The sequence below is a fragment of the Streptomyces sp. NPDC052496 genome (assembly GCF_040679095.1).
In the GTDB taxonomy this organism is placed as follows: Bacteria; Actinomycetota; Actinomycetes; order Streptomycetales; family Streptomycetaceae; genus Streptomyces.
Genome location: NZ_JBFAUH010000015.1, coordinates 82758 through 104487, shown reverse-complemented (window position 1 = coordinate 104487; position 21730 = coordinate 82758). Strand labels below are relative to the sequence as shown.

Here is a 21730-nt window from a genome sequence, read left to right as displayed (position 1 = left end):
GCCGCGGCCGGGCTCCGGGCCCAGTACAGCCGGACGGCGGGCGGAACGGGGGGAACGTGCGGTTCAGCGTGCCTTTTGCGCCAGGTTCAGCAGGTGGTCGGCGAGGGCCTGGCCGCCGGCCGGGTCGCGGCTGATCAGCATCAGCGTGTCGTCGCCGGCGATGGTGCCGAGGATGTCGTGCAGTTCGGCCTGGTCGATGGCGGAGGCGAGGAACTGGGCGGCGCCGGGCGGGGTGCGCAGGACCACGAGGTTGGCGGACGCCTCCGCCGAGATGAGGAGTTCGCCGGAGAGCCGGCGCATCCGCTCCTCCTTGGCGGACTCCCCCAGCGGCGCCCGCGGCTTGCGGTCGCCGCCCTCGCTCGGTACCGCGTAGATCAGCTCGCCGCCGGTGTTGCGGATCTTCACCGCGCCCAGTTCGTCCAGGTCACGGGAGAGGGTGGCCTGGGTGACGGACAGCCCGTCGTCGGCGAGCAGCTTGGCGAGCTGGCTCTGGGAGCGGACGGCCTGCCGGTTGAGGATGTCCACGATCCGGCGGTGGCGGGCGGTGCGGGTCTGCGGTACGGCAGGTCCCCCGTGCGGCGTCTCGTTGTCCTGCGCCTCGGTCATCGTTGTCGTCAGTCTCCGGATCGTTGTACCCCGTGTGCCCCGGCGAGGGCCGCGTCGAGGACGGCGGGGAGCTTCCGGAGGAACGTATCCGCTTCGTCGTCCGAGACGATCAGCGGCGGGGCGAGCCGGATGACGTCCGGCGCGACCGCGTTCACCAGGAGGCCCGCGTCCTGAGCCGCTCGCTGCACCTGCGGTGCGACGGGCTCGGACAAGACGATACCCAGGAGGAGTCCCGCGCCGCGGACCTGGCCGACGAGCGGGTGCGCCGACGCCTCGATCCCGCCACGCAGCCGCTCCCCCACCTGCTTGACGTGGTCGAGGAGTCCGTCGGCCGCGATCGTGTCCAGGACGGCGAGCGCCCCCGCGCACACGACCGGGTTGCCGCTGAACGTCGAGCCGTGCGTGCCGGGCGTCAGCAGGCCGGCGGCCGGGCCGAAGGCGAGGGTGGCGCCGAGGGGCAGGCCGCCGCCGAGGCCCTTGGCGAGGGTGATCACGTCGGCCTCGACGCCCTGGGCCTGCGACGCCAGCCAGTGGCCCGTACGGCCGATGCCGGTCTGGATCTCGTCCAGGACGAGCAGCGTGCCGGTGGCGGCGGTGATCTCGCGGGCGGCGGCGAGGTAGCCGGGGGGCGGTACGACGACGCCGTTCTCGCCCTGCACCGGTTCGATGATCACGAGGGCGGTGTCGGTGGTGACGGCGGCGCGCAGGGCGTCGGCGTCCCCGTACGGGACGAAGTCGACGTCGCCGGGGAGCGGCCGGAACGGGTCCTGCTTGGCGGGCTGGCCGGTCAGCGCGAGGGCGCCCATGGTGCGGCCGTGGAAGCCGCCGGCCGTGGCGACCATGTGCGGACGGCCGGTCAGCCGGCCGATCTTGAAGGCGGCCTCGTTGGCCTCCGCGCCGGAGTTGGAGAAGTAGACCCTTCCGGGGCGGCCGGCGATGTCCAGCAGCCGTTCGGCGAGCGCGACGGTCGGCTCGGCGACGAAGAAGTTGGAGACGTGCCCGAGGGTGGCGATCTGCTCGGAGACGGCGCGCACGACGGCGGGGTGCGCGTGGCCGAGGGCGTTGACGGCGATGCCGCCGAGGAAGTCGAGGTAGGCGTTGCCGTCGGCGTCCCAGACCTGGACGCCCGCGCCGCGTACGAGGGGGACGCGCGGCGTGCCGAAGTTGTCCATCATCGAGCCCTGCCAGCGCTCGGTGAGTGCGGTGTTGGACACCGCCGCTCCGGGCGTGGTGCAGGTCGTCGTCCCCGTGGCCGTGCCGGTCATGCCGCTCCCGCCTTCTCGCTGGTGCCGGTGGCCGGCGCGCCGACAGCCGCCGCGCCGGTGTCCGGCTGCTCGTCCGGCACGACCATCGTGCCGATCCCCTCGTCGGTGAAGATCTCCAGCAGGATCGCGTGCTGGACCCGGCCGTCGATGACCCGGGCGGTGTGCACCCCGTTGCGTACGGCGTGCAGGCAGCCCCGCATCTTCGGCACCATGCCGCTGGCCAGGTCGGGCAGCAGCTTCTCCAGTTCGGTGGCGGTGAGCCGGGAGATCACCTCGTCGCTGTGCGGCCAGTCCTCGTACAGGCCTTCCACGTCGGTGAGGACCATCAGCGTCTCGGCGCCGAGGGCCGCGGCCAGGGCCGCCGCCGCGGTGTCGGCGTTGACGTTGAAGACGCCGGTCCCGTCGCCCTCGTCGGCGCTGCGGGCGACGGAGGAGATGACCGGAATGCGGCCGTCGTCCAGCAGGGCCTGTACGGCGCCGGTGTCGATCGCGGTGACCTCGCCGACCCGCCCGATGTCCACCCGTTCCCCGTCCACCTCGGCGTAGTGCCGGGTGGCGCTCATGAGGTGGGCGTCCTCGCCGGTCATGCCGACGGCGAGCGGGCCGTGCTGGTTGAGCAGTCCGACCAGTTCGCGCTGCACCTGTCCGGCGAGCACCATCCGTACGACGTCCATCGCCTCGGGCGTGGTGACCCGCAGGCCCGCCTTGAACTCCGAGGTCAGGCCCAGCCGGTCCAGCTGGGCGCTGATCTGCGGGCCGCCGCCGTGCACGACGACCGGGCGGAGTCCGGCGTGCCGCAGGAAGACGACGTCCTGCGCGAAGGCGGCCTTCAGCTCCTCGTCGACCATGGCGTTGCCGCCGAACTTGATGACGACGGTCTTGCCGTGGTGCCGGGTCAGCCAGGGCAGCGCCTCGATGAGGGTGCGGGCCTTGGGCAGCGCGGTGTGCTTGCGGGTGCTCATGAGGAGTACGCGCTGTTCTCGTGGACGTAATCGGCGGTGAGGTCGTTCGCCCAGATCACCGCGGACTCGGTGCCCGCGCTGAGGTCGGCGGTGATCCGTACCTCCCGGTAGCGCATGTCGACCTGGTCCCGGTCCTCGCCCACCGACCCGTTCTTGCACACCCATACGTCGTTGATGGCGACGTTCAGCCGGTCCGGGTCGAAGACGGCGGAGGTGGTGCCGATCGCGGACAGCACCCGGCCCCAGTTCGGGTCCTCACCATGAATGGCGCACTTCAGCAGGTTGTTCCGGGCGATGGACCGGCCGACCTCGACCGCGTCGTCCTCGCTCGCCGCGTTCACGACCTCGATGCGGATGTCCTTGGTCGCGCCCTCCGCGTCCCCGATGAGCTGCCGCGCCAGGTCGTCGCAGACCGTGCGGACCGCGTCGGCGAACGCGTCGTACTCCGGCACCTCTCCGGACGCGCCCGAGGCGAGCAGCAGCACCGTGTCGTTGGTGGACATGCAGCCGTCCGAGTCGACCCGGTCGAAGGTGGTCCGCGTCGCGTCGCGCAGCGCCCGGTCCAGGACCGGCGGCTCCAGGTCGGCGTCGGTGGTCAGGACGACGAGCATGGTGGCGAGCCCCGGCGCGAGCATGCCCGCACCCTTGGCCATGCCGCCGACCGTCCACCCGTCCCCGCTGACCACCGCGGTCTTGTGCACGCTGTCCGTGGTCTTGATCGCGATGGCGGCCTTCTCCCCACCGTGCACACTCAGCTCGACGGCGGCCTTCTCCACGCCCGGCAGCAGCTTGTCCATCGGCAGCCGGACGCCGATCAGTCCGGTGGAGGCGATGGCGATCTCGCCCGCGCTGTGCCCCTTGAGGACCTCGGCGGCCTTCTCGGCGGTGGCGTGGGTGTCCTGGAAGCCCTCGGGGCCGGTGCAGGCGTTGGCGCCGCCGGAGTTGAGGACGACGGCCGAGACCTGGCCGCCCTTGAGGACCTGCTCGGACCAGATGACCGGAGCGGCCTTGACGCGGTTGCTGGTGAAGACGCCGGCGGCGGCCAGTCGCGGACCGTTGTTCACCACCAGGGCGAGGTCCGGGTTCCCGTTCTCCTTGATCCCGGCGGCGATGCCCGCCGCCGAGAAACCCTTGGCTGCCGTGACGCTCACGGTGCGACTCCGATCGTTGAGAGCCCGGTGGCCTCGTCGAGGCCCAGGGCGATGTTCATGCTCTGCACCGCGCCGCCGGCGGTGCCCTTCGTCAGGTTGTCGATGGCGCTGACCACGACGATCCGGCCGGCCGCCGTGTCGTGGGCGACCTGCACCAGTGCGGTGTTCGCCCCGTACACGGCCGCGGTGGACGGCCACTGCCCCTCCGGGAGCAGCTGGACGAACGGTTCGTCACCCAGCGCCTTCTCGTACGCGGCCCGCACATCGGCCGCGTCCACGCCGGGCCTGGCCTTGGCGGAACAGGTGGCGAGGATGCCGCGGGACATGGGCGCGAGCGTCGGCGTGAAGGAGACCGTGACCGGCTCCCCCGCCGCGGCGCTCAGGTTCTGCGCCATCTCGGGCGTGTGCCGGTGCCCGCCGCCCACGCCGTACGGGCTCATCGAGCCCATCACCTCGCTGCCCAGCAGGTGCGGCTTGGGCGCCTTGCCCGCGCCGGAGGCGCCCGAGGCGGCGACCACGACGGCCTCCGGCTCGGCGAGCCCCGCCGCGTACGCGGGGAAGAGGGCCAGCGAGACGGCCGTCGGGTAGCAGCCCGGGACCGCGATGCGCCGGGCGCCGCGCAGTGCCTCGCGTGCGCCGGGCAGCTCGGGCAGCCCGTACGGCCAGGTGCCGGCGTGCGGCGAACCGTAGAACTTCTCCCAGTCCGCGGCGTCCGTCAGCCGGAAGTCCGCGCCGCAGTCCACGACCAGCACCTCGGGCCCGAGCGCCTCGGCCACCGCGGCGGACTGCCCGTGCGGCAGCGCGAGAAAGACGACGTCGTGCCCGGCCAGCGCTTCGGCCGTGGTGGCCACCAGCTCGCGCCCGGCCAGCGGCACCAGGTGCGGCTGCACCGCCCCGAGCCGCTGCCCGGCGTTGCCGTGCGCGGTCACCGCGCCGATCTCGACCTCCGGATGCCCCAGAAGCAGCCGCAGAACCTCTCCCCCGGCATAGCCACTCGCTCCGGCCACTGCTGCTCGTACTGACATGGACCCTCCTCCTTGAGGGCATGACTATACGGATATTGGCAGGATTATGCAATGGCGGGGTCTGGTGGGTGGGGTGGGTGTGACTGAGCGCCTCGGTCAGCGGGTGTGCGGTGACTCGGCCAGGCGCGCGGATGGGTCACGGCTGACCCTTCGGAACGTGGGCGGTGGCCGGTTGCCGCTGACGTACCGTGGGCCGATGGGGAACGTGTTCCGGGGCGGTGGGCAGAGTCTCCACCTGTCCAATGGCGGCACTGTGGTGTTCATCGACGTACTGATGCTTGCGGTGTCTGATCTTGCCGATGACGAGTGGGACTACCGGTTCGCCGCTCTCCTGACGTTGCAGGACCAGAACGTGATGGGGCGCGGGGCCGTCGGCTTCGACCTGCGGGACATCGCGTGGGGCGCGTCCATGGTGGAGCGCGCCCGATCGAAGGACTTCGTCCTGCGCACCGCCGCACTGGCACTGAGCCGCCACCGGTGGAACGAGTTGGAGTACGACCCGCCTTTCGCCCGTGACTACCTGCTGCAGTTCACCTCCATGGTCACGTCCTTCGTGCCGAGCGGCGGTACTCAGCTCGGTGGAGGCTTTCCGTCTCCGGAGGAACGTGCGGTGGCCTCGTGCGCACGACATCGGGTGCTCAGCGCGCTGCCGCACTGGGAGGGCTGCTTCCTCTGCAACCGTCCGGAATCATCCTGAGCGCTTCGGGCGGCGAGAGGTACCGGCCGGAGCTCTCGGGCGCAGTGGGGCAGGAGCAGGGACAGGGTGGGTCCTGGCAGGCGGAATGGGGCAGGGCGGGGCGGTCAGTCGCCGCGTAGGCGGAGGAGGTATGTCGCGGTCAGGGCGACGGCGCGGTCCTCGTCCTGTGACAGGTCCGTGAGGGCCTGGGTCGCCGTCGCTCCCGGGATGCCTGCCAGTGCCTGGGTCAGCCGTCCGCGGGCAGGTGCTTCGGTGGTGTCGCGGGTGAGGCGGTCGACGAGTGCGCCGGCGATCCGGTCAGCCGTCGCGGTGTCGCCCGCCAGCACGCTCAGTGCGTCGGCCGCGTCGGTGTCGTTCCGTCCTTCCGCGATCATGCCGATGAGCGCCGGGACCGCATCGGACACCCCGCGCGCCCCGAGCGCCACGGCCGCATGTCCGCGGACCACGGCGTCGGGGCTCGCGAGAGCGTCCCGCAGCTGGGCGGTGGCCTCGTCACCGGGCATTTCGGCCAGGGACCGGACGGCTCGTTCCCGCACCGCGGCCACCGGTGCGCGCAGGCCCTCGGCCAGCAGTGCCGGGCCGCCGTCGCCCGAGCGGGCCAGCGCCCATCGCAGGGCTCCGGCGACGTTCGGGTCCGTCTCGCTCAGTGCCGCCTCGGCCAGCGCCTCCACCGGTACCGGGACCTCGTCGGCCGAGGAGAGCGCCGCGCGCTGGCGCACGTCGGCGCTCTTCGACCCCAGTGCCTGAAGGAGCGCGACGACTTGGAGGACGTCCTCCCAGCCGGCGGGGTCCGCGGCATCGATCCGGCGCAGCCGCGTGAGCAGCTCGGTCTCCGCCGCGATGCGTTCGCGCGTCTGACGGATGAGGTCGTCGACGAGCGCCGCGGGCGTGAAGCCGGGCTCGTCGAGCGCGCGCCCGATCTCCCGCAGCGACAGACCCAGCGACCGCAGGCTCTCGATGTGGAAGATCCGCCGGACGTCCTCGGCGGAGTACTCCCGGTAGCCGGAGCCCGTACGCTCCGAAGGGCGCACCAGGCCGAGCGACTCGTAATGCCGGAGCATGCGGGCACTGACCCCGGAACGCCGCGCCACCTCGCCGATCAACACGTCCTATCGTCCCTCGTCCACGGATCCGCCGAGGGCCACGACGCGCTTCGCCTCCTCGATCGCCGCCTCGAAGCCGGCCTCCGGGTCGCGCAGCAGGCGTCGAGTGGCGAGCGCGTGCGCCCGTACGCGCGGGTCGGCGGCCGTCGCCGCGGTACGCAGAGCCGGTACCGTCGCCTCGCCCAGCGCGACCAGTGCCCGGCTGAGGCTCAGCTGCGTCTGCCGCCCGCCGCGCCCGAGCTGCGTCGCCAGCGCCGTGGCCAGGGCGGGCTCCTCACCTGCCGGTACGAGCACGGTCGCGGCCCGCCAGGCGCTGCGCGCCACCTCGTCGTCGGCGTCGGACAGCAGCTCCGGTGTGATCACCGCCCACCCCCGCCGGTCCCCGATCTTGGACAGCGTGTGCAGTGCCTGGCTCCGTGCCTGCGCACGCTCCGAGCGCACTTCGCGGACCAGCGCGGGGAGCGTCAGGGACACCGGGTGACGGGTGAGCGCCCAGGTCAGCATGTCGCGGACGAAGAACTCGGGCTCGATCGCGCAGCGCTCGACGAGCGGGCCGACGCAGCGCGGGTCGGGTGTCGCGCCGACCGCCAGCGCGGCTCGCAGCCGCACCGACGCACGGTCGTCCGCCAGCCTCTGGAGCGCCCGTACCGCACCGGTGTCCTTTGCCGCGCCCGCGTCCCTTGCCGTGTCCATGCTCGTGGTCGTCATCGAGACCACCTCCTCGGCAAGCAGTGAAGACCTTGTCACCGTGTCAAGGTCAACCGCAGCCCGCCGCCCGGGCCCGCGGGGCTCAGCGCACGAGCACGACGGAGTTGATCGGCGTCATGTTGTACGGCGCGGACTCGCCCACGCCGCGCATCACGACGGAGCAGCCGCCGGTGCCGTTGTATCCGTAGCAGAACTGGAAGCCTGCGCCGCCGGTCTGGTTGTTGACGATCACCCGGTCACCGGTGACGTTGGACAGGTTGTGGGCGCCGTAGCTGTAGAAGATGTTCTTGCTCAGGATGCTGCCGTTCGTCTCGCGGATGCAGACCGCTCCGGACGGACAGGGCGTCGCCGCGGTGGCGGCGGGCGCCATGGCGAGCCCGAGGGCTCCCACGGCGAGCGACACACTGGCGGCGGACATGGCGAGCTTGCGCATTTTTCCCCCTGGCTTCGGGCGCCCCGGTGGGGCCACCTCGTCCCAGGAAGTCACCGGTGTCAACGAAACGGCACCAGAGGGGCGGCGGAAGCGCGGGTGCCCGTTCCGCTTCGGGGCCGGCGAGCTTACGGGGAACGGGGCATCAGGAGCGCGGACGGGCACCCCGCGCCCTCTTGCGCGCCTCGCGCCCCGTTCCGCGCCCCGCGCCTTCCGTCACTCGCCCTGCTGCTCGCGCTTCGCCTGCTCCGCCTTGTGCTTCTCCTTGATCCGCACGGTCTCCTTGCGGACCTCGGCCTGGGTGGCGCGCTCCTTCTGGAGCCACTCGGGGGACTCCGCCTTCAGCGCGTCGATCTGCTCCGTGGTGAGTGCCTCGGTGATCCCGCCGCGGGCGAGGCCCGAGATGGAGACGCCCAGCCGGGCCGCCACGACGGGGCGCGGGTGCGGGCCGTTGCGTCGCAGCTCCCGGAGCCACTCGGGCGGGTCGGTCTGCAGCGCGTTCAGTTCGGCGCGCGAGACGACACCCTCCTGGAATTCGGCGGGGGTGGCTTCGAGGTACACACCCAGCTTCTTCGCCGCGGTCGCGGGCTTCATCGTCTGGGTGTTCTGGTGCGACGTCATGGTGTCAAGGGTATCGATCGTGTGCGCTACCTCTGACCACGACCGGTAACCTGGCGGAGTGACAGGCTCGGAAGAAACCCTCTCGTTCCGGCTCGCGTACGTCCCGGGGGTGACGCCCACCAAGTGGGTGCGTATCTGGAACGAGCGGCTGCCCGGCATCCCGCTGGAACTCGTCGCGACGCCCGCCACCGAGGCGTACGACGTCCTGCGGGACGGCGGCGCCGACGCGGGTTTCGTACGGCTGCCGGCCGACCGTACGTTCTTCAGCGCGATTCCGCTCTACACGGAGACGACGGTGGTCGTGGTCCCGAAGGACCACCTCTTCACGGCGGCCGACGAGGTCTCCACCGAGGACCTGGCCGACGAGATCGTGCTGCATCCCCAGGACGACACCCTCGGCTGGGAGCGCCCGCCGGGGCAGCCTGCGTTCGAGCGGCCCGCGACGACGGCGGACGCCATCGAGCTGGTGGCGGCCGGCATCGGCCTGCTGGTCGTCCCGCAGTCGCTGGCCCGGCTGCACCACCGCAAGGACCTGAAGTACCGGACGCTGACGGACGCCCCGCAGTCCCAGGTCGCCCTGGCCTGGCCGGAGGAGCGGACCACCGACCAGGTCGAGGACTTCATCGGTATCGTCCGCGGCCGGACCGTCAACAGCACCCGCGGCCGCGACCGGTCCCCGGAGCAGACGGAGACCAAGGACCGGGCTCAGGGCCGGCCGAAGTCCGGGAACGCGGGCAAGGCCGGCGCCCGGCAGAAGCCGACGGCCGGTAAGCCGGCCGGCAAGGGCACGAGGAGCCCGCGCAGCGGCTCGGCGGCCGCGAAGGGCGCCCGGCGCGGCAAGCCCCGCCGCCGCTCGTAACCAGCATCGGCACCGGCCCGGCGGGGGCGTACCTGGCTCTCGACGGGGCCGCGGCATGCCGTCAGCTCCGAGGACGGACCGCCTCCCACCCCCGTTCCAGCAGAGCGAAGATCTCTTCGGTGGCCCGGCGGGGCACGGGGTGCTGCTCGGTGAGTGTGCGGGAGGCGAGGGCGAAGTGGGCCAGGGCGGCGCAGGTGATGTCGTCCTCGGGGGCGCCGACCGCATCGGCGATGGCGCGCGCCAGGGCCGTTTCGTGGCGCATCCACATGCGCTGGGCGTACTCGCGTAGCGCCGGGGTCTCGGTCACCAGCCGGCTGAACGCGGAGAAGTCGTGGTGCGCGGCGTGCTCCTCGGTGAGCAGCACGTAAGCGCGCAGGGCCTGGAGGACCGACTGGCCGGGGGCCCGGTCGCGTACGGCGGCGACGAGGGCGGCCTCGATGTCGTCGTCCTGGTCGAAGACGAGCGCTTCCTTGCCGGCGAAGTGCTTGAACAGGGTCGTGACCGACACGTCGGCGGCGTCGGCGATCTCCTTGACGCCGACCTGCTCGTAACCACGTTCCAGGAAGAGCCGCAGGGCGGCGTCGGCCAGCGCCTTGCGCGTCTGGGCCTTCTTGCGTTCGCGGCGGCCGACGGGGGCGTCGGGCTTCGGGGGCGCGGGGGGCTCGATGCGGGGTGGGAGTTCGGTCACGGGTGCAGCCTACCTCGCAGTGTAGCGACTCCGAAGGTTTAGCGATTGCGCTTTTTTAGTGGGTGTGCTTTTTTTGGTTCGGTGCCGGGCGTTCGACCCGGCTTTCCCTGCACCCCTGGAGGGGGACCGACTCATGAACCTCACCCGTGCGGCCCGTGTCGCGATCGTCGGCGCGGGCCCCGGTGGCCTGGCCTGTGCCCGCGTGCTGCAACTCCACGGCCGTTCCGTGACCGTCTTCGAGCGCGAGGCGGCCTTCGAGGCCCGCCCGCAGGGCGGCTCGCTCGACCTGCACCCGGACACGGGCCAGGCGGCTCTGCGCGCGGCAGGACTGCTCGACCGGTTCCGCGCCCTGTCCCGCCCCGAAGGCCAGGAGTGGCGGAAGGTGGATCACATCACCGCGGCCGCCCTGGAGCAGGAGTGGCCGCCCGGGGACGAGGGCGCGGGCGAGGAGGACCGGCCGGAGATCGACCGGGGGCAGCTGCGGGGGCTGCTGCTGGACTCACTCGCACCGGGTACGGTCCGCTGGGGGCACCCGGTCAGCAGCGTCCGGCCGCTCGGCGACGGCACCTGCCGCCTGGTGTTCACGGACGGCACCACCGAGGACTTCGACCTGGTCGTCGGTGCCGACGGCGCCTGGTCGCGGGTCCGTCCGGCCGTCTCGGACGCCCTGCCGGCATACACCGGCGTCACCTTCGTCGAGACCGGCTTCGACGACAGCGACGTCCGCCACCCCGGCCTGGCGGAGCTGGTCGGCCCGGGCACGCTGGTGGCGGGGTCCGACGCGACGCACCTGTTCGTCCAGCGCAACAGCAACGGCCACATCCGTACGTACGTGGCGTTCCGGGCTCCGCAGGACTGGCACGCGACCGTCGGAGTGGACCCCGACGACACGGCGTCCGTACGCGCGTACCTGGCGCAGCGGCTCGACGGGTGGGCCGAGGGCCTGCGGTACGCGGCGCTGAACGGCGACCACGACTTCGCCCACCGGCCGCTGTTCGCGCTGCCCGTACCGCATGTCTGGGAGTCCGTCCCCGGCGTCACGCTGCTGGGTGACGCCGCACATCTGATGCCGCCGCTCGGCGTGGGCGTCAACCACGCATTGCTCGACGGTACCGACCTGGCGCAGGCGCTGGCCGGCGAGGAGCGGGTGGACGACGCCGTGCGCGCGTACGAGCAGCTGATGCTGCCCCGGTCCTCCGAGCTGGCCAAGCAGTGTGCGGAGGGGCTGAAGCATCTGGTGCCGTAGATGCCTGTGCCTGGGGCTGTCGGTTCCGGTGACCGGCCGGGGCCGTCGGCTCGGTGACCGGCCGGGGCCGTCAGTATCCGGTCGGCCGTATCAGCCCCGTCTCGTACGCGAAGACCGCCGCCTGTGTACGGTCGCGCAGCCCGAGCTTGACCAGGATGCGGCTGACGTGGGTCTTCACGGTCTGCTCGGCGACCACCAGGCGGTCAGCGATCTCCGCGTTCGACAGGCCCTGGGCGATCAGGGAGAGGACTTCGGTCTCGCGTTCCGTCAGGTCGCCGACGCGGTCCTTGAGGGGTGCGCGCGGTGGGCCGGTCATCCGGGAGAACTCGGCTATCAGGCGTTTGGTGATGTTCGGCGCGAGCAGTGCGTCACCGGCCGCCACCACGCGTACCGCTTGGGCGAGTTCGGTGGCCGAGGCGTCCTTGAGCAGGAACCCGGACGCGCCGGCGCGCAGCGCCTCGTACACGTACTCGTCGAGGTCGAAGGTGGTCAGGACGAGCACCTTGGCGGTGGATCCGGGGTCGCCGGTGAGGCGGCGGGTGGCCTCGATGCCGTCGAGGCCGGGCATCCGGATGTCCATCAGGACGACGTCGGGCTCGAGTTCGGCGGCCTGGGCGAGGGCGTCCAGGCCGTCCACGGCTTGGCCGGCGACCTCGATGCCGGGTTCGGCGTCGAGCAGCACCGTGAATCCCTGACGGACCATGACCTGGTCGTCGGCGATGAGCACGCGGATGGTCGTCATGGGGTGGCCTCGGCGGGGTCGGGACGGGCGGCGGGGGTGGACAGGGCGGTGGGGCCGGCGTGCGGTTCGGTGGGCAGGACGGCGGTCACCTCGTAGCCGCCGTCGGGTGTCGGGCCGGCGGCCAGGTCGCCGGCCAGCATGGCGGTACGTTCGCGCATGCCGAGCAGGCCGTGGCCGGCGCCCGGGGAAGGGGCGACAGGCCGGTCCGGCGCGGTGTTGACGACGCGTACGGTGAGTGCGGCCGGGCGGTAGGCGATGGTCACGGCGACGCGCGCGCCGGGCGCGTGCCGCATCGCGTTGCTGAGCGCTTCCTGAACGATGCGGAACGCGGACAGTTCGACGCCCGGCGCCAGCGGGCGCCGTTCCCCGGTGTGTGTGGTGGTGACCGTCAGCCCGGCGCTGCGGACGTTGGTGACCAGTTCGTCGAGGCGGTCGAGAGTGGGCTGCGGGGCGTGCGGGGCAGCGCCGCCCGCTCCCGGCGCGTCCTCGGAGCGCAGTACGCCCAGTACGCGCCGCAGTTCGGTCAGCGCCTCCACCGCGTTCGTGCGGATGCCCGCCAGGTTCTCCTTCAGCGCGTCGGACGGGTTCTCGGCCAGGTGCGGGGCGACCTGCGCCTGGATGGAGATCACGGACATGTGGTGGGCGACCACGTCGTGCAGTTCGCGGGCGATCCGGCTGCGCTCCTCCAGGAGGGTGCGGCGGGCCCGCTCCTCGCTGGTGATCTCCTCCTGTACGACGAGTTCGGTACGGGCCACTTGGCGGCCGCGGAGGGCTGCGCCGACCACGACGACGGTGACGAGGACGGCCGTGGCACTGCCGAGGGAGACGGGGTGGAGCGGTCCGGCGCTGATGCTGCACGCCAGCACCGTGAGGACCGTGAGGGTCAGCGCTCCGGCCGCCACGCGGAGGCGGTGGCGCAACGCGAGCAGGAACAGGATCCCGGCCTGAACGGCGAGCCCCGGTCCCAGCCAGGGGTGCACCACGTCCGCGGTGAACGCCTGGGTGAGGGCCCAGGGGTGCGGCCCGTCCCCCGGATGCGGGGTGTCCATCGCCACGGCGATGACGATCGTGCCGGCCGTCGCCGCCCACCAAGCCGCCACCGGCCGGAATGCCGCCACGACGAGGGCCAGCGCCTGGCCGCCGCCGAGGAGCACGGCGAACCCCATGGCGAAGCGGTAGCCCGGGGCGAAGGCCAGGAGGTTGATGCTGAACACGCTGATGATCAACGCGAGAGACCCCAGCAGGAGCACGATGAGCGGCTGCCAGACCAGCCAGCCGGGCCGTTCCCCCGTCGGCAGGGGCCGGCCGGCACCGCTCACCAGATCCTCACGCAGCGCGCGCGGCACTCCCCGTACGAACGTCGACAGCCGCCTTGCCGGCCCCGTTCGGGCGCCCACACCGTTCTCCCCCACATGCTGAACCCTAAGCACCGTGCACGATCTCCTCCTGGAGGGGCCTTCCATCACCAATGAAGCGCGCGCTTCGGTACGGAAGTTACGGCTCACGGTGTGTGGTCGGCGTCCCGCCGGGGAGGGCACCCGTCACGTAGCTCCGAAGTACTACGGGTACGGGGCGGGTACCGGAACACGTACGGGCACCGGTACACATACGCGCACCGGTACCCGTACGGCCACGGGCACGGATACACGTACACGTACAGGTCCGCCCCGGCCGGGCGGATGTGCCGGCCGGGGCGGACCCGTCACGCAGGCGCGGGGCGCGGCGGACGGAAGCGTCCGTCCGCCGTGCCCTGCTGCCGTGTCAGCTGCCGAGGGTGGCGAGCGCCTGGTTGAACGTCTGCGACGGGCGCATGACGGCCGCGGCCTTGGCCACCGAGGGCTGGTAGTAACCGCCGATGTCGGCCGGCTTGCCCTGGACGGCGATCAGCTCGTCGACGATCGTCTGCTCCTGCTCGGCCAGCGTCGCCGCGAGCGCCGCGAAGGACTCCGCGAGCTGCTTGTCCTCGGTCTGCCGGGCCAGCTCCTGGGCCCAGTACAGGGCCAGGTAGAAGTGGCTGCCGCGGTTGTCGATGCCGCCGAGCTTGCGGCTGGGCGACTTGTTCTCGGCGAGGAAGGTGCCGGTCGCGCGGTCGAGGGTGTCGGCGAGCACCTGGGCGCGCGCGTTGCCCGTCTTCTGCGCGAGGTGCTCGAAGCTCACCGCGAGCGCGAGGAACTCGCCCAGGCTGTCCCAGCGCAGGTAGTTCTCCTTGACCAGCTGCTGGACGTGCTTGGGCGCGGAGCCGCCGGCGCCGGTCTCGAAGAGGCCACCGCCGTTGATGAGCGGCACCACCGAGAGCATCTTGGCGCTGGTGCCCAGCTCCAGGATCGGGAACAGGTCGGTGAGGTAGTCACGCAGGACGTTGCCGGTGACGGAGATGGTGTTCTCGCCGCGGCGGATGCGCTCGACGGAGAACTTGGTCGCCTCGACCGGCGACATGATCTCGATCTGCAGGCCCTCGGTGTCGTGCTCCGGGAGGTACTGCTTGACCTTGGCGATGAGGTTGGCGTCGTGGGCGCGGCCCTCGTCCAGCCAGAACACCGCCGGGTCGCCGGTCGCGCGGGCGCGGGTGACGGCCAGCTTCACCCAGTCGCGGATCGGCACGTCCTTGGTCTGGCACATGCGGAAGATGTCGCCGGTGGCGACCGTCTGCTCCAGGACCGCGTTGCCGTCCTTGTCGAGGACCCGCACCGTGCCGGTGGTGGGGATCTCGAAGGTCTTGTCGTGGCTGCCGTACTCCTCGGCCTTCTGCGCCATCAGGCCGACGTTCGGCACCGAGCCCATGGTCGACGGGTCGTACGCGCCGTTCGCCTTGCAGTCGTCGATGACGGCCTGGTAGATGCCGGCGTAGCTGCTGTCCGGGATGACGGCCAGGGCGTCCTGCTCCTGGTCGTCCTTGTTCCACATGTGACCCGAGGTACGGATCATGGCCGGCATGGAGGCGTCCACGATGACGTCGCTGGGGACGTGCAGGTTGGTGATGCCCCGGTGGGAGTCGACCATGGCCAGGTCCGGGCCCTCGGCCAGCTCGGCGTCGAAGGACGCCTTGATCTCCTCGCCCTGGGGCAGCGACTCCAGGCCCTTCCAGATGCCGCCGAGACCGTCGTTCGGGGTCAGGCCGGCCTTGGCGAGCACGTCACCGTACTGGGCGAAGGTCTTCGGGAAGAAGGCGCGCACCACGTGGCCGAAGATGATCGGGTCGGAGACCTTCATCATGGTGGCCTTGAGGTGCACCGAGAACAGCACGCCCTCGGCCTTGGCGCGCGCGACCTGCTCCTTGAGGAACTCGCGCAGCACGGCGACGCGCATGACGGAGGCGTCCACGACCTCGCCCGCGAGGACCGGTACCGACTCGCGCAGGACGGTGGTGGAGCCGTCGTCGCCGGCCAGCTCGATGCGCAGGGTGCCGTCCTCGGCGATGACCACGGACTTCTCGGTGGAGCGGAAGTCGTCGCCGGTCATGTGCGCGACGTTGGTCTTGGAGTCGGCGGACCAGGCACCCATCCGGTGCGGGTTGGCCTTGGCGTAGTTCTTGACCGAGGCGGGGGCGCGGCGGTCGGAGTTGCCCTCACGCAGCACCGGGTTGACGGCGCTGCCCTTGACCTTGTCGTAGCGGGCGCGGATGTCGCGCTCCTCGTCGGTCTTGGGGTCGTCCGGGTAGTCCGGCAGCGCGTAACCCTGCTCCTGCAGTTCGGCGACGGCCGCCTTCAGCTGCGGGATGGAGGCCGAGATGTTCGGCAGCTTGATGATGTTGGCCTCGGGCGTCTTCGCCAGCTCGCCGAGCTCGGCGAGGGCGTCGTCGATGCGCTGGTCCTCCTGGAGCCACTCCGGGAAGCCGGCGATGATCCGGCCCGCCAGCGAGATGTCACGGCTCTCCACCGTGACCCCGGCCGTCGAGGCGTAGGCCTCGATCACCGGCAGGAACGAATACGTCGCCAGGGCCGGGGCCTCGTCAGTGTGTGTGTAGATGATGGTCGAGTCAGTCACCGGGTGCTCCGCTCCACGTCTGCAACATTGCTCGACATCAAGATATCTCGTGATCGGGTCCTTGCCGGAAGGGCCCTGGTCTGTCGGGGGCGGGTCGGGGGCGGCTGGGGCCAATGCCGGGGGGTGACTGCCGGGATGACTGTCGCAGTTCTCCGCCGGGATGCGCCTCGGCAGCTGCCCGGGAGACCGCGGTCACGTGCCGGCCTGGCGAACGATGCGACTGCGACCGGAATGCGCCTGGGACCAGCGACCCGGTTGGTAACTTCCCACAACTCAGCCCCACCCAACTCCGTGGAAGCTCCCACCTCCAGCCCCCGCGGTTCCCTGACAGAGTGAGCACCAAGTCGATCACTCCCTCGTCCGACCTGGCCCGGGGAGTTGTCTCTATCCGACAAAGGGGGTTCGTGCCATGCGTACTGTCACCGAAGACGTGCTGGTCACCGGAATCGGGGCCACCACGCCGCTGGGCGGGGACGCCGCCTCGACGTGGGACGCCATGCTGGCCGGGCGGTCCGGTATCAGCGCCATCGAGGAGGAGTGGGCCGCCGGCCTGCCCGTACGGATCGCGGGCCGGCTCGCGGTCGAGCCGGGCACGGTCCTGGACCGGGTGCAGGCCCGGCGCATGGACCGGTGCGAGCAGGTCGCGCTCGTCGCGGCGCGCGAGGCGTGGGCCGACGCGGGCGCGCCGGCCGTCGATCCGGAGCGGCTCGCCGTGGTGATCGGTACGGGTACGGGTGGGGCGCTCACCATGCTCGGCCAGGACGACGTGCTCGAAGCCTCCGGCGTACGGAAGGTGTCCCCGCACACCGTCCCGATGCTGATGGCGAACGGCCCCGCCGCCTGGGTCAGCATCGAACTGGGAGCGCGTGGCGGCGCGCACACCCCGGTCAGCGCGTGCGCCTCGGGGGCCGAGGCCATCGCGATGGGCCTGGACCTGATCCGGCTCGGCCGGGCCGACGTGGTCGTGGCGGGCGGCGCCGAAGCCTGTCTCCATCCGCTGCCGCTCGCGGGCTTCGCCCAGGCCAAGGCGCACTCGACGCGCAACGACGAGCCCCACCTGGCGTCCCGCCCGTTCGACGTCGACCGGGACGGCTTCGTGATCGGCGAGGGGTCGGCCGTGGTCGTCCTGGAGCGCGCCGGGTTCGCCGCCGCCCGCGCGGCCCGTGCGCACGCCACCCTCGCGGGCGCGGGCGTCACCTCGGACGCCCATCACATCACGGCCGCCCACCCCGAGGGCCAGGTCCGCGCGATGCGGCTGGCCCTGTCCGCCGCCGGGCTGGCCCCGCACGACATCGATCATGTGCACGCCCATGCGACGTCCACGCCCCAGGGCGACCTTGCGGAGGCCCACTCGATCACGGAGGCCGTCGGCACCCACCCGTCCGTCACCGCGACCAAGTCGATGACCGGCCACCTCTTCGGGGCGGCCGGGGCGACGGGCGCGCTGGCCGCGATCCTCGCCGTACGCGACGGCGTCGTCCCCGCGACGCAGAATGTCGACACTCTCGATCCGGAGATCGGCCTCGACGTCGTGACGGGCGAGCCGCGGAAGGGCCCCGTGTCCGCCGCTCTCACGAACTCCTTCGGTTTCGGCGGGCACAACGCGTGCCTGCTGTTCACGGTGGCGCGCTGAGGGCGGGGCGAGACGGCCGTACGCGTCCGCAGCCGACGCGGGAGCCCTCGCCCCGCCGGAACCCGTACTCGTAGAGTGCCGCCCATGCTCCTGTGGATCAACGGCCCGTTCGGCGGCGGCAAGACGCAGACCGCGCACGAGCTCCGGCGCCGGCTGCCCGGCAGCGTCATCTGCGACCCCGAGCACGTCGGCTTCGGGCTGCGGCGGATGACGCCGCCGGCCCTGCGTGGCGACTTCCAGGACCTGCCGGCCTGGCGGCAGGGCGTGTACGAGGTGCTGGACCTGGCCCTGACCGAGCACCCCGGTACGGTGATCGCCCCGATGACGCTCGTGGAACCGGCGTACTTCCACGAGATCATCGGCCGGTTGCGGGAACGCGGCCACGACGTCCGGCACTTCGCGCTGCTCGCCGACCGGCGTACGGTGCTGCGGCGGCTGCGTGAGCGCGGCTTCGGGCACCTCCTGGGTCGCGTCGCCGGCAAGGACACCCCGTTGGGGCGGGAGAGTTTCGCCGTGTCGAAGCTGGATCACTGTCTGGAGCGGTTGCGCGGGCCGGAGTTCGCCGAGCAGGTGTGGACCGACCGGCTCACGGTCGCGCAGGTCGCCGACCGTATCGCCGGTTCGGCCGGGCTGGAGCCGGCCCCCGACACCGACAGTGCGCTGCGGGGGCGGTTGCGCCGTACGTGGACGAGCGTCAAGCACATCCGCTTCGACTGACTGCCGCGGGCGGCCCGGGGAGCGATTCCGCGAGCCGGTGTGCCACCTGTCGGGGCGGCGCACCGGGCGCTGTCACCAGGCCGGGCCCGCGACCTGCCGGGTGGAGACGTTGATCCGGTTGAAGAGGTTCGTCACGCCGATCATGAGGACCAGGCCGGAGAGCTGCCGCTCGTCGTAGTGGCGCGCGGCCTCGTTCCAGACCGCGTCCGGTACCGGGTCGGTACGGTCGCTGAGCCGGGTGACGGCCTCGGTGAACGCCAGCGCGGCGCGCTCGGCCGGGGTGAAGAAGGGGGCGTCGGCCCAGGCCGCCACGGTGTGCAGCCGTTCGTCGCGCTCACCGGCCTTCTGGGCCTGGAGCGTGCCGCCGTACACGCAGTAGCTGCATCCGTTGATCTGGCTCGCCCGGAGGTGGACCAGATCGAGCGTCGCCTGCGGGACACCGGCCTTCTTGACCGCCTTCAGAACGGCGAGGAGCGGGTCCACGACACCGGGGAGAAGCTGGGCCGGATTCTGGATCCGGGCTTGCAGGGGGGCCGCCGAAGCCTGGGTGCCCTGTATGTCCTGAGGGTTCTGTGAGCCCTGAGCACTCCGTGCGTCCTGAGTACTCTCTGCGTCCTGAGTGCTCTCTGCGTACTCGGTGCTCACAGCGCTCTGTGTGTTCTCTCTGTCCTGCATGACGGGCTCCTGTTCCTTCTCTCTCCTGCCTCGGTCCGAGGCGCCGGGCTGGTGCGGGGCGGTCTGTCACATCGCGCGGGATCGGTTCGTCATCCTTTTGACGGAACGCGACGGGAGAATGTGACCAGTGGACGAGAAAGATTTCCTGGCGGAGCGCTTCGAGGAGCACCGGGCGCATCTGCGGGCGGTGGCGTACCGGATGCTCGGCTCGCTGAGCGAGGCGGACGACGCCGTACAGGAAGCCTGGCTGCGGCTCAGCCGCTCCGACGTCAGCGGCGTGGCGAATCTCGGCGGCTGGCTGACGACCGTCGTCGGCCGGGTGTGCCTGGATCTGCTGCGGACGCGTACGGCGCGGGGTGAGGAGCCTTTCGACGTACGGGTGCCCGATCCCGTCATCGGCAGCGTCACCAGCGACGGCAGCGGTACGGAGGGGGCCGATCCGGAGCACCAGGCGCTGCTGGCCGACGCGGTCGGGCTGGCCCTCTTGGTGGTGCTCCAGACGCTGGCTCCGGCCGAACGGCTGGCGTTCGTCCTGCACGACATGTTCGCGGTGCCGTTCGACGAGATCGGGCCCGTCGTCGGGCGTACCCCGGCCGCCGCCCGGCAGCTCGCCAGCCGGGCCCGCCGCCGGGTGCGGGGCGCGGCCACCGCGCCGGACGCCGATGTCGCCCGGCAGCGCGAGGTGGTGGACGCCTTCCTCGCCGCCGCACGCGACGGTGACTTCGAGGGGCTGCTCGCGGTGCTCGACCCGGATGTGGTGCTCCGCGCCGACACGGGAGCCGGGTTCCCCGGGCTGTCCAGGACGGTTCACGGGGCGCGCGAGGTGGCCGGCCGGGCCCTCGCCTTCCAGCGGTTCGCGCACGGAGCACGGCCCGCGCTGGTGAACGGGGCCGCGGGCGTCGTGACGGTCGCGGACGGGGTGCCGGTGTCGGTGATGGGCCTGACGGTCGCGGGCGGAAAGGTCGTCGCGATCGACATCCTGGCGGATCCGGAGCGGCTGCGGGGGCTGAAGCTGACGGTGCTTCAGTGAGGGGGCGGCCGGAGCCGGCCGGGGACGGCGACCTGTGGAATCCCGCAGGTGGAACCGGTGGTTTTCCTCATGTTCGTGGCCGTGGACGGCGCTCTAATCTGAGGATCGCCGCGCGGGGAGCGCGGTGGTCCGCACCGCCCACGTGACCCGTGGGCGGCGCACCACGCACTACACCAGGGGGAAGCTGTGCGTCGTCATCTCCGTGTCCTCGCGGCCGTTGCGTCGGCCGGTGTCGCTGTGAGCGCGCTGGGCGCGTGCGGGCTCGTGGCCCGTTCCCCGTACGAGGACGAGGCCCGAGCTCTCCGCCGACATCACGTCCGTACGCCTGGACAGCGACTCCGGAGACCTGACCCTGCACGGGAAGACGTCCCTCGCCGCGGTGTCGGTCCACCGCGAACTCCGGTGTTGGGGCGCCCGGTCCGAGAAGGCGAGCCACCACGTGGAGAACGGTGGGCTGGTGCTCGGCGACTGCGGGGACAACTGCTCGGTGCACCAGCTGCGCAGATAGCGGCAGCACTCCGGGAACTTGGTCCGGTTCTCCTTCGGCTTGACGTGGCCGAAAAGCCTGTCCCGGTCCAGGTCACGGGCGGCAAACAGCACCATCTGCGCCCGGCGTCAGGTCACCACGGGTCCGGTGCCCCTGCGGATGATCCGCAGCAGCCGTCTGCCCTCGACGTCATCGGTCTCACGGACCCACACTGCCTCTGCCATCAGCCCAGTACGAGGGGCGCTGACGCGAAGCTAGCCGAGCCGCAGGACCACATCGTCCGCGTGCGCGCCGAACTCGGCGACGCGCACCTCCGCGATGTGCTCGTACCGGCTGATCCGGTCGGTCCACTCCGCATCGACACCGAACGCCACCTGCGCGAAGCCCACCCGACCGACGGCCTCGGCCAAGTCCGGATCACCAGGGGCCAGCAGCCGTACCGGCGCGTCAAGCGCCACGGTGTGCGGCGGCACGAAGTACTCGTCCGGCAGAACGGTGCGCGCATGGACCAGCGCGCCGACAGCGACGACCGACCCGGCCCCCAACCGTGCGCACTGCAGGACCGTCGCCGTGGTCGCCACATAGACGCACCTGCCGACCTCGCAGCCCAGCAGCGTGGCATGAGGCCCCACGAAGACGTGGTCGTCGACGAGCACCGGCTGGTCACCGGCGACCGCAGACCCGCGCAACACCGCGTTCTCGCAGATCACCGCCGCCTCCCCGACCTCGATCCGAGACCCCTCGGCATCGAGCACCGCACCGTACATCACCCGTGCCCCCGCCCCCACGCGGACATCACCGACCAGCGTGGCCGTCGGGGCGACATAGGCCGTGGGGTGGACCCGCGGTTCATGCCCGCGATGCCGGATGCGGGTGCCCTGCATTTCAGCGATCATGGCCGGATTCTCGTCCGACCGGCCGCGAGCATGCTGGCGGATTTCAGACGTCGCGTTCGTCGAGACCTGCGGCATCCGCGATCTGAGGAACTACAGGGCGAACGTTGCCGGATGCGGAACCAGGTCGGGGCGGGGCTCGGCGAGCGGCAAGCGGCGAGTGGGGCGGGGCTCGGCGAGCGGCGAGTGGGGCGGGGCTCGGCGAGCG

Annotated in this window: 22 protein-coding genes; 6 read left to right on the top strand and 16 right to left on the bottom strand. The window is 71.9% G+C overall.

Features of this window, described 5'->3' with window-relative positions:
- Nucleotides 1-63: 63 nt before the first annotated feature.
- The 5 genes from AB0L45_RS21055 to argC are packed head-to-tail and all read right to left on the bottom strand — an operon-like array spanning nt 64 to nt 5009.
- Entirely contained in the window at nt 64-606 is a 543-nt protein-coding gene (locus AB0L45_RS21055; RefSeq protein ID WP_365842022.1) for an arginine repressor, read from the bottom strand.
- An 8-nt stretch (nt 607-614) separates the two neighbouring features.
- Entirely contained in the window at nt 615-1871 is a 1257-nt protein-coding gene (locus tag AB0L45_RS21050; RefSeq protein ID WP_365842020.1) for an acetylornithine transaminase, read from the bottom strand.
- Complete coding sequence (gene argB, locus AB0L45_RS21045) at nt 1868-2833, bottom strand: acetylglutamate kinase (RefSeq protein ID WP_365842018.1); 966 nt, start codon at nt 2831-2833, stop codon at nt 1868-1870. The genes AB0L45_RS21050 and argB overlap by 4 nt, the downstream gene beginning before the upstream one ends.
- Nucleotides 2830-3984 (bottom strand): bifunctional glutamate N-acetyltransferase/amino-acid acetyltransferase ArgJ, encoded by a 1155-nt coding sequence (argJ, locus tag AB0L45_RS21040; protein WP_365842016.1) that lies wholly within the window; start codon nt 3982-3984, stop codon nt 2830-2832. The genes argB and argJ overlap by 4 nt, the downstream gene beginning before the upstream one ends.
- Nucleotides 3981-5009, bottom strand: a complete 1029-nt coding sequence (argC, locus tag AB0L45_RS21035; protein WP_365842014.1) for an N-acetyl-gamma-glutamyl-phosphate reductase — start codon at nt 5007-5009, stop codon at nt 3981-3983. Before argC ends, argJ begins: the two co-directional genes overlap by 4 nt.
- 196 nt (nt 5010-5205) lie before the next feature.
- On the opposite strand from argC, the gene AB0L45_RS21030 reads away from it, so the two are divergent.
- Entirely contained in the window at nt 5206-5706 is a 501-nt protein-coding gene (locus AB0L45_RS21030; RefSeq protein ID WP_365842012.1) for a hypothetical protein, read from the top strand.
- Between the two features lie 104 nt (nt 5707-5810).
- Here the strand turns inward: AB0L45_RS21030 and AB0L45_RS21025 are convergent, their stop codons facing one another.
- From AB0L45_RS21025 to AB0L45_RS21010, 4 genes are all read right to left on the bottom strand, one after another.
- Nucleotides 5811-6812, bottom strand: coding sequence for a MerR family transcriptional regulator (locus tag AB0L45_RS21025; RefSeq protein WP_365842010.1), 1002 nt, complete (start codon nt 6810-6812; stop codon nt 5811-5813).
- Nucleotides 6813-6815: 3 nt separating this feature from the next.
- A complete protein-coding gene (locus AB0L45_RS21020) occupies nt 6816-7517 on the bottom strand; it encodes a HEAT repeat domain-containing protein (RefSeq protein WP_365842008.1) in 702 nt (233 codons plus the stop codon).
- A gap of 82 nt (nt 7518-7599) precedes the next feature.
- Entirely contained in the window at nt 7600-7950 is a 351-nt protein-coding gene (locus AB0L45_RS21015; protein WP_365842006.1) for a hypothetical protein, read from the bottom strand.
- A 213-nt stretch (nt 7951-8163) separates the two neighbouring features.
- Complete coding sequence (locus tag AB0L45_RS21010; RefSeq protein ID WP_365842004.1) at nt 8164-8568, bottom strand: DUF5997 family protein; 405 nt, start codon at nt 8566-8568, stop codon at nt 8164-8166.
- Between the two features lie 58 nt (nt 8569-8626).
- On the opposite strand from AB0L45_RS21010, the gene AB0L45_RS21005 reads away from it, so the two are divergent.
- Entirely contained in the window at nt 8627-9427 is an 801-nt protein-coding gene (locus AB0L45_RS21005) for a LysR family transcriptional regulator substrate-binding protein (protein ID WP_365842003.1), read from the top strand.
- A 61-nt stretch (nt 9428-9488) separates the two neighbouring features.
- Here AB0L45_RS21005 and AB0L45_RS21000 read toward each other — a convergent pair whose 3' ends face one another.
- On the bottom strand, nt 9489-10115 hold the full coding sequence (locus AB0L45_RS21000) for a helix-turn-helix domain-containing protein (RefSeq protein WP_365842001.1): 627 nt from the start codon (nt 10113-10115) through the stop codon (nt 9489-9491).
- Between the two features lie 133 nt (nt 10116-10248).
- Between AB0L45_RS21000 and AB0L45_RS20995 the strand changes: the two genes are divergently transcribed.
- A complete protein-coding gene (locus AB0L45_RS20995) occupies nt 10249-11361 on the top strand; it encodes an NAD(P)/FAD-dependent oxidoreductase (RefSeq protein WP_365841999.1) in 1113 nt (370 codons plus the stop codon).
- Nucleotides 11362-11431: 70 nt separating this feature from the next.
- On the opposite strand, the gene AB0L45_RS20990 is transcribed toward AB0L45_RS20995, so the two are convergent.
- The 3 genes from AB0L45_RS20990 to AB0L45_RS20980 all read right to left on the bottom strand — a co-directional run bounded on the left by AB0L45_RS20990 (nt 11432) and on the right by AB0L45_RS20980 (nt 16087).
- Nucleotides 11432-12103, bottom strand: a complete 672-nt coding sequence (locus AB0L45_RS20990) for a response regulator transcription factor (protein ID WP_365841997.1) — start codon at nt 12101-12103, stop codon at nt 11432-11434.
- Nucleotides 12100-13500 (bottom strand): sensor histidine kinase, encoded by a 1401-nt coding sequence (locus AB0L45_RS20985; protein ID WP_365841995.1) that lies wholly within the window; start codon nt 13498-13500, stop codon nt 12100-12102. Before AB0L45_RS20985 ends, AB0L45_RS20990 begins: the two co-directional genes overlap by 4 nt.
- A gap of 364 nt (nt 13501-13864) precedes the next feature.
- Nucleotides 13865-16087 (bottom strand): NADP-dependent isocitrate dehydrogenase, encoded by a 2223-nt coding sequence (locus AB0L45_RS20980; protein WP_365841993.1) that lies wholly within the window; start codon nt 16085-16087, stop codon nt 13865-13867.
- Nucleotides 16088-16496: 409 nt separating this feature from the next.
- Here AB0L45_RS20980 and AB0L45_RS20975 point away from each other — a divergent pair, with 409 nt between their 5' ends.
- Together AB0L45_RS20975 and AB0L45_RS20970 are read left to right on the top strand one after the other, a co-directional pair.
- Nucleotides 16497-17720 (top strand): beta-ketoacyl-[acyl-carrier-protein] synthase family protein, encoded by a 1224-nt coding sequence (locus AB0L45_RS20975; RefSeq protein WP_365841991.1) that lies wholly within the window; start codon nt 16497-16499, stop codon nt 17718-17720.
- An 84-nt stretch (nt 17721-17804) separates the two neighbouring features.
- On the top strand, nt 17805-18437 hold the full coding sequence (locus AB0L45_RS20970; RefSeq protein ID WP_365841989.1) for an AAA family ATPase: 633 nt from the start codon (nt 17805-17807) through the stop codon (nt 18435-18437).
- A gap of 72 nt (nt 18438-18509) precedes the next feature.
- On the opposite strand, the gene AB0L45_RS20965 is transcribed toward AB0L45_RS20970, so the two are convergent.
- Nucleotides 18510-18965, bottom strand: coding sequence for a carboxymuconolactone decarboxylase family protein (locus AB0L45_RS20965; RefSeq protein ID WP_365842230.1), 456 nt, complete (start codon nt 18963-18965; stop codon nt 18510-18512).
- A 274-nt stretch (nt 18966-19239) separates the two neighbouring features.
- Here AB0L45_RS20965 and AB0L45_RS20960 point away from each other — a divergent pair, with 274 nt between their 5' ends.
- Nucleotides 19240-20142: a sigma-70 family RNA polymerase sigma factor gene (locus AB0L45_RS20960; RefSeq protein ID WP_365841987.1), complete on the top strand. Its 903-nt coding sequence runs from the start codon at nt 19240-19242 to the stop codon at nt 20140-20142.
- A gap of 168 nt (nt 20143-20310) precedes the next feature.
- On the opposite strand, the gene AB0L45_RS20955 is transcribed toward AB0L45_RS20960, so the two are convergent.
- Together AB0L45_RS20955 and AB0L45_RS20950 are read right to left on the bottom strand one after the other, a co-directional pair.
- Nucleotides 20311-20745, bottom strand: coding sequence for a hypothetical protein (locus AB0L45_RS20955; RefSeq protein WP_365841984.1), 435 nt, complete (start codon nt 20743-20745; stop codon nt 20311-20313).
- Between the two features lie 138 nt (nt 20746-20883).
- Nucleotides 20884-21600: an acyltransferase gene (locus AB0L45_RS20950; protein ID WP_365841982.1), complete on the bottom strand. Its 717-nt coding sequence runs from the start codon at nt 21598-21600 to the stop codon at nt 20884-20886.
- Nucleotides 21601-21730: the final 130 nt, after the last annotated feature.

What these genes read in the sequence shown, in the direction of transcription:
- AB0L45_RS21055 (WP_365842022.1), bottom strand. Translation starts at nt 606, where the DNA reads ATGACCGAGGCGCAGGACAACGAGACGCCGCACGGGGGACCTGCCGTA.
- AB0L45_RS21050 (WP_365842020.1), bottom strand. Translation starts at nt 1,871, where the DNA reads ATGACCGGCACGGCCACGGGGACGACGACCTGCACCACGCCCGGAGCG.
- argB (WP_365842018.1), bottom strand. Translation starts at nt 2,833, where the DNA reads ATGAGCACCCGCAAGCACACCGCGCTGCCCAAGGCCCGCACCCTCATC.
- argC (WP_365842014.1), bottom strand. Translation starts at nt 5,009, where the DNA reads ATGTCAGTACGAGCAGCAGTGGCCGGAGCGAGTGGCTATGCCGGGGGA.
- AB0L45_RS21030 (WP_365842012.1), top strand. Translation starts at nt 5,206, where the DNA reads ATGGGGAACGTGTTCCGGGGCGGTGGGCAGAGTCTCCACCTGTCCAAT.
- AB0L45_RS21020 (WP_365842008.1), bottom strand. Translation starts at nt 7,517, where the DNA reads ATGACGACCACGAGCATGGACACGGCAAGGGACGCGGGCGCGGCAAAG.
- AB0L45_RS21015 (WP_365842006.1), bottom strand. Translation starts at nt 7,950, where the DNA reads ATGCGCAAGCTCGCCATGTCCGCCGCCAGTGTGTCGCTCGCCGTGGGA.
- AB0L45_RS21010 (WP_365842004.1), bottom strand. Translation starts at nt 8,568, where the DNA reads ATGACGTCGCACCAGAACACCCAGACGATGAAGCCCGCGACCGCGGCG.
- AB0L45_RS20995 (WP_365841999.1), top strand. Translation starts at nt 10,249, where the DNA reads ATGAACCTCACCCGTGCGGCCCGTGTCGCGATCGTCGGCGCGGGCCCC.
- AB0L45_RS20990 (WP_365841997.1), bottom strand. Translation starts at nt 12,103, where the DNA reads ATGACGACCATCCGCGTGCTCATCGCCGACGACCAGGTCATGGTCCGT.
- AB0L45_RS20975 (WP_365841991.1), top strand. Translation starts at nt 16,497, where the DNA reads ATGCGTACTGTCACCGAAGACGTGCTGGTCACCGGAATCGGGGCCACC.
- AB0L45_RS20970 (WP_365841989.1), top strand. Translation starts at nt 17,805, where the DNA reads ATGCTCCTGTGGATCAACGGCCCGTTCGGCGGCGGCAAGACGCAGACC.
- AB0L45_RS20955 (WP_365841984.1), bottom strand. Translation starts at nt 20,745, where the DNA reads ATGGTGCTGTTTGCCGCCCGTGACCTGGACCGGGACAGGCTTTTCGGC.
- AB0L45_RS20950 (WP_365841982.1), bottom strand. Translation starts at nt 21,600, where the DNA reads ATGCCGCAGGTCTCGACGAACGCGACGTCTGAAATCCGCCAGCATGCT.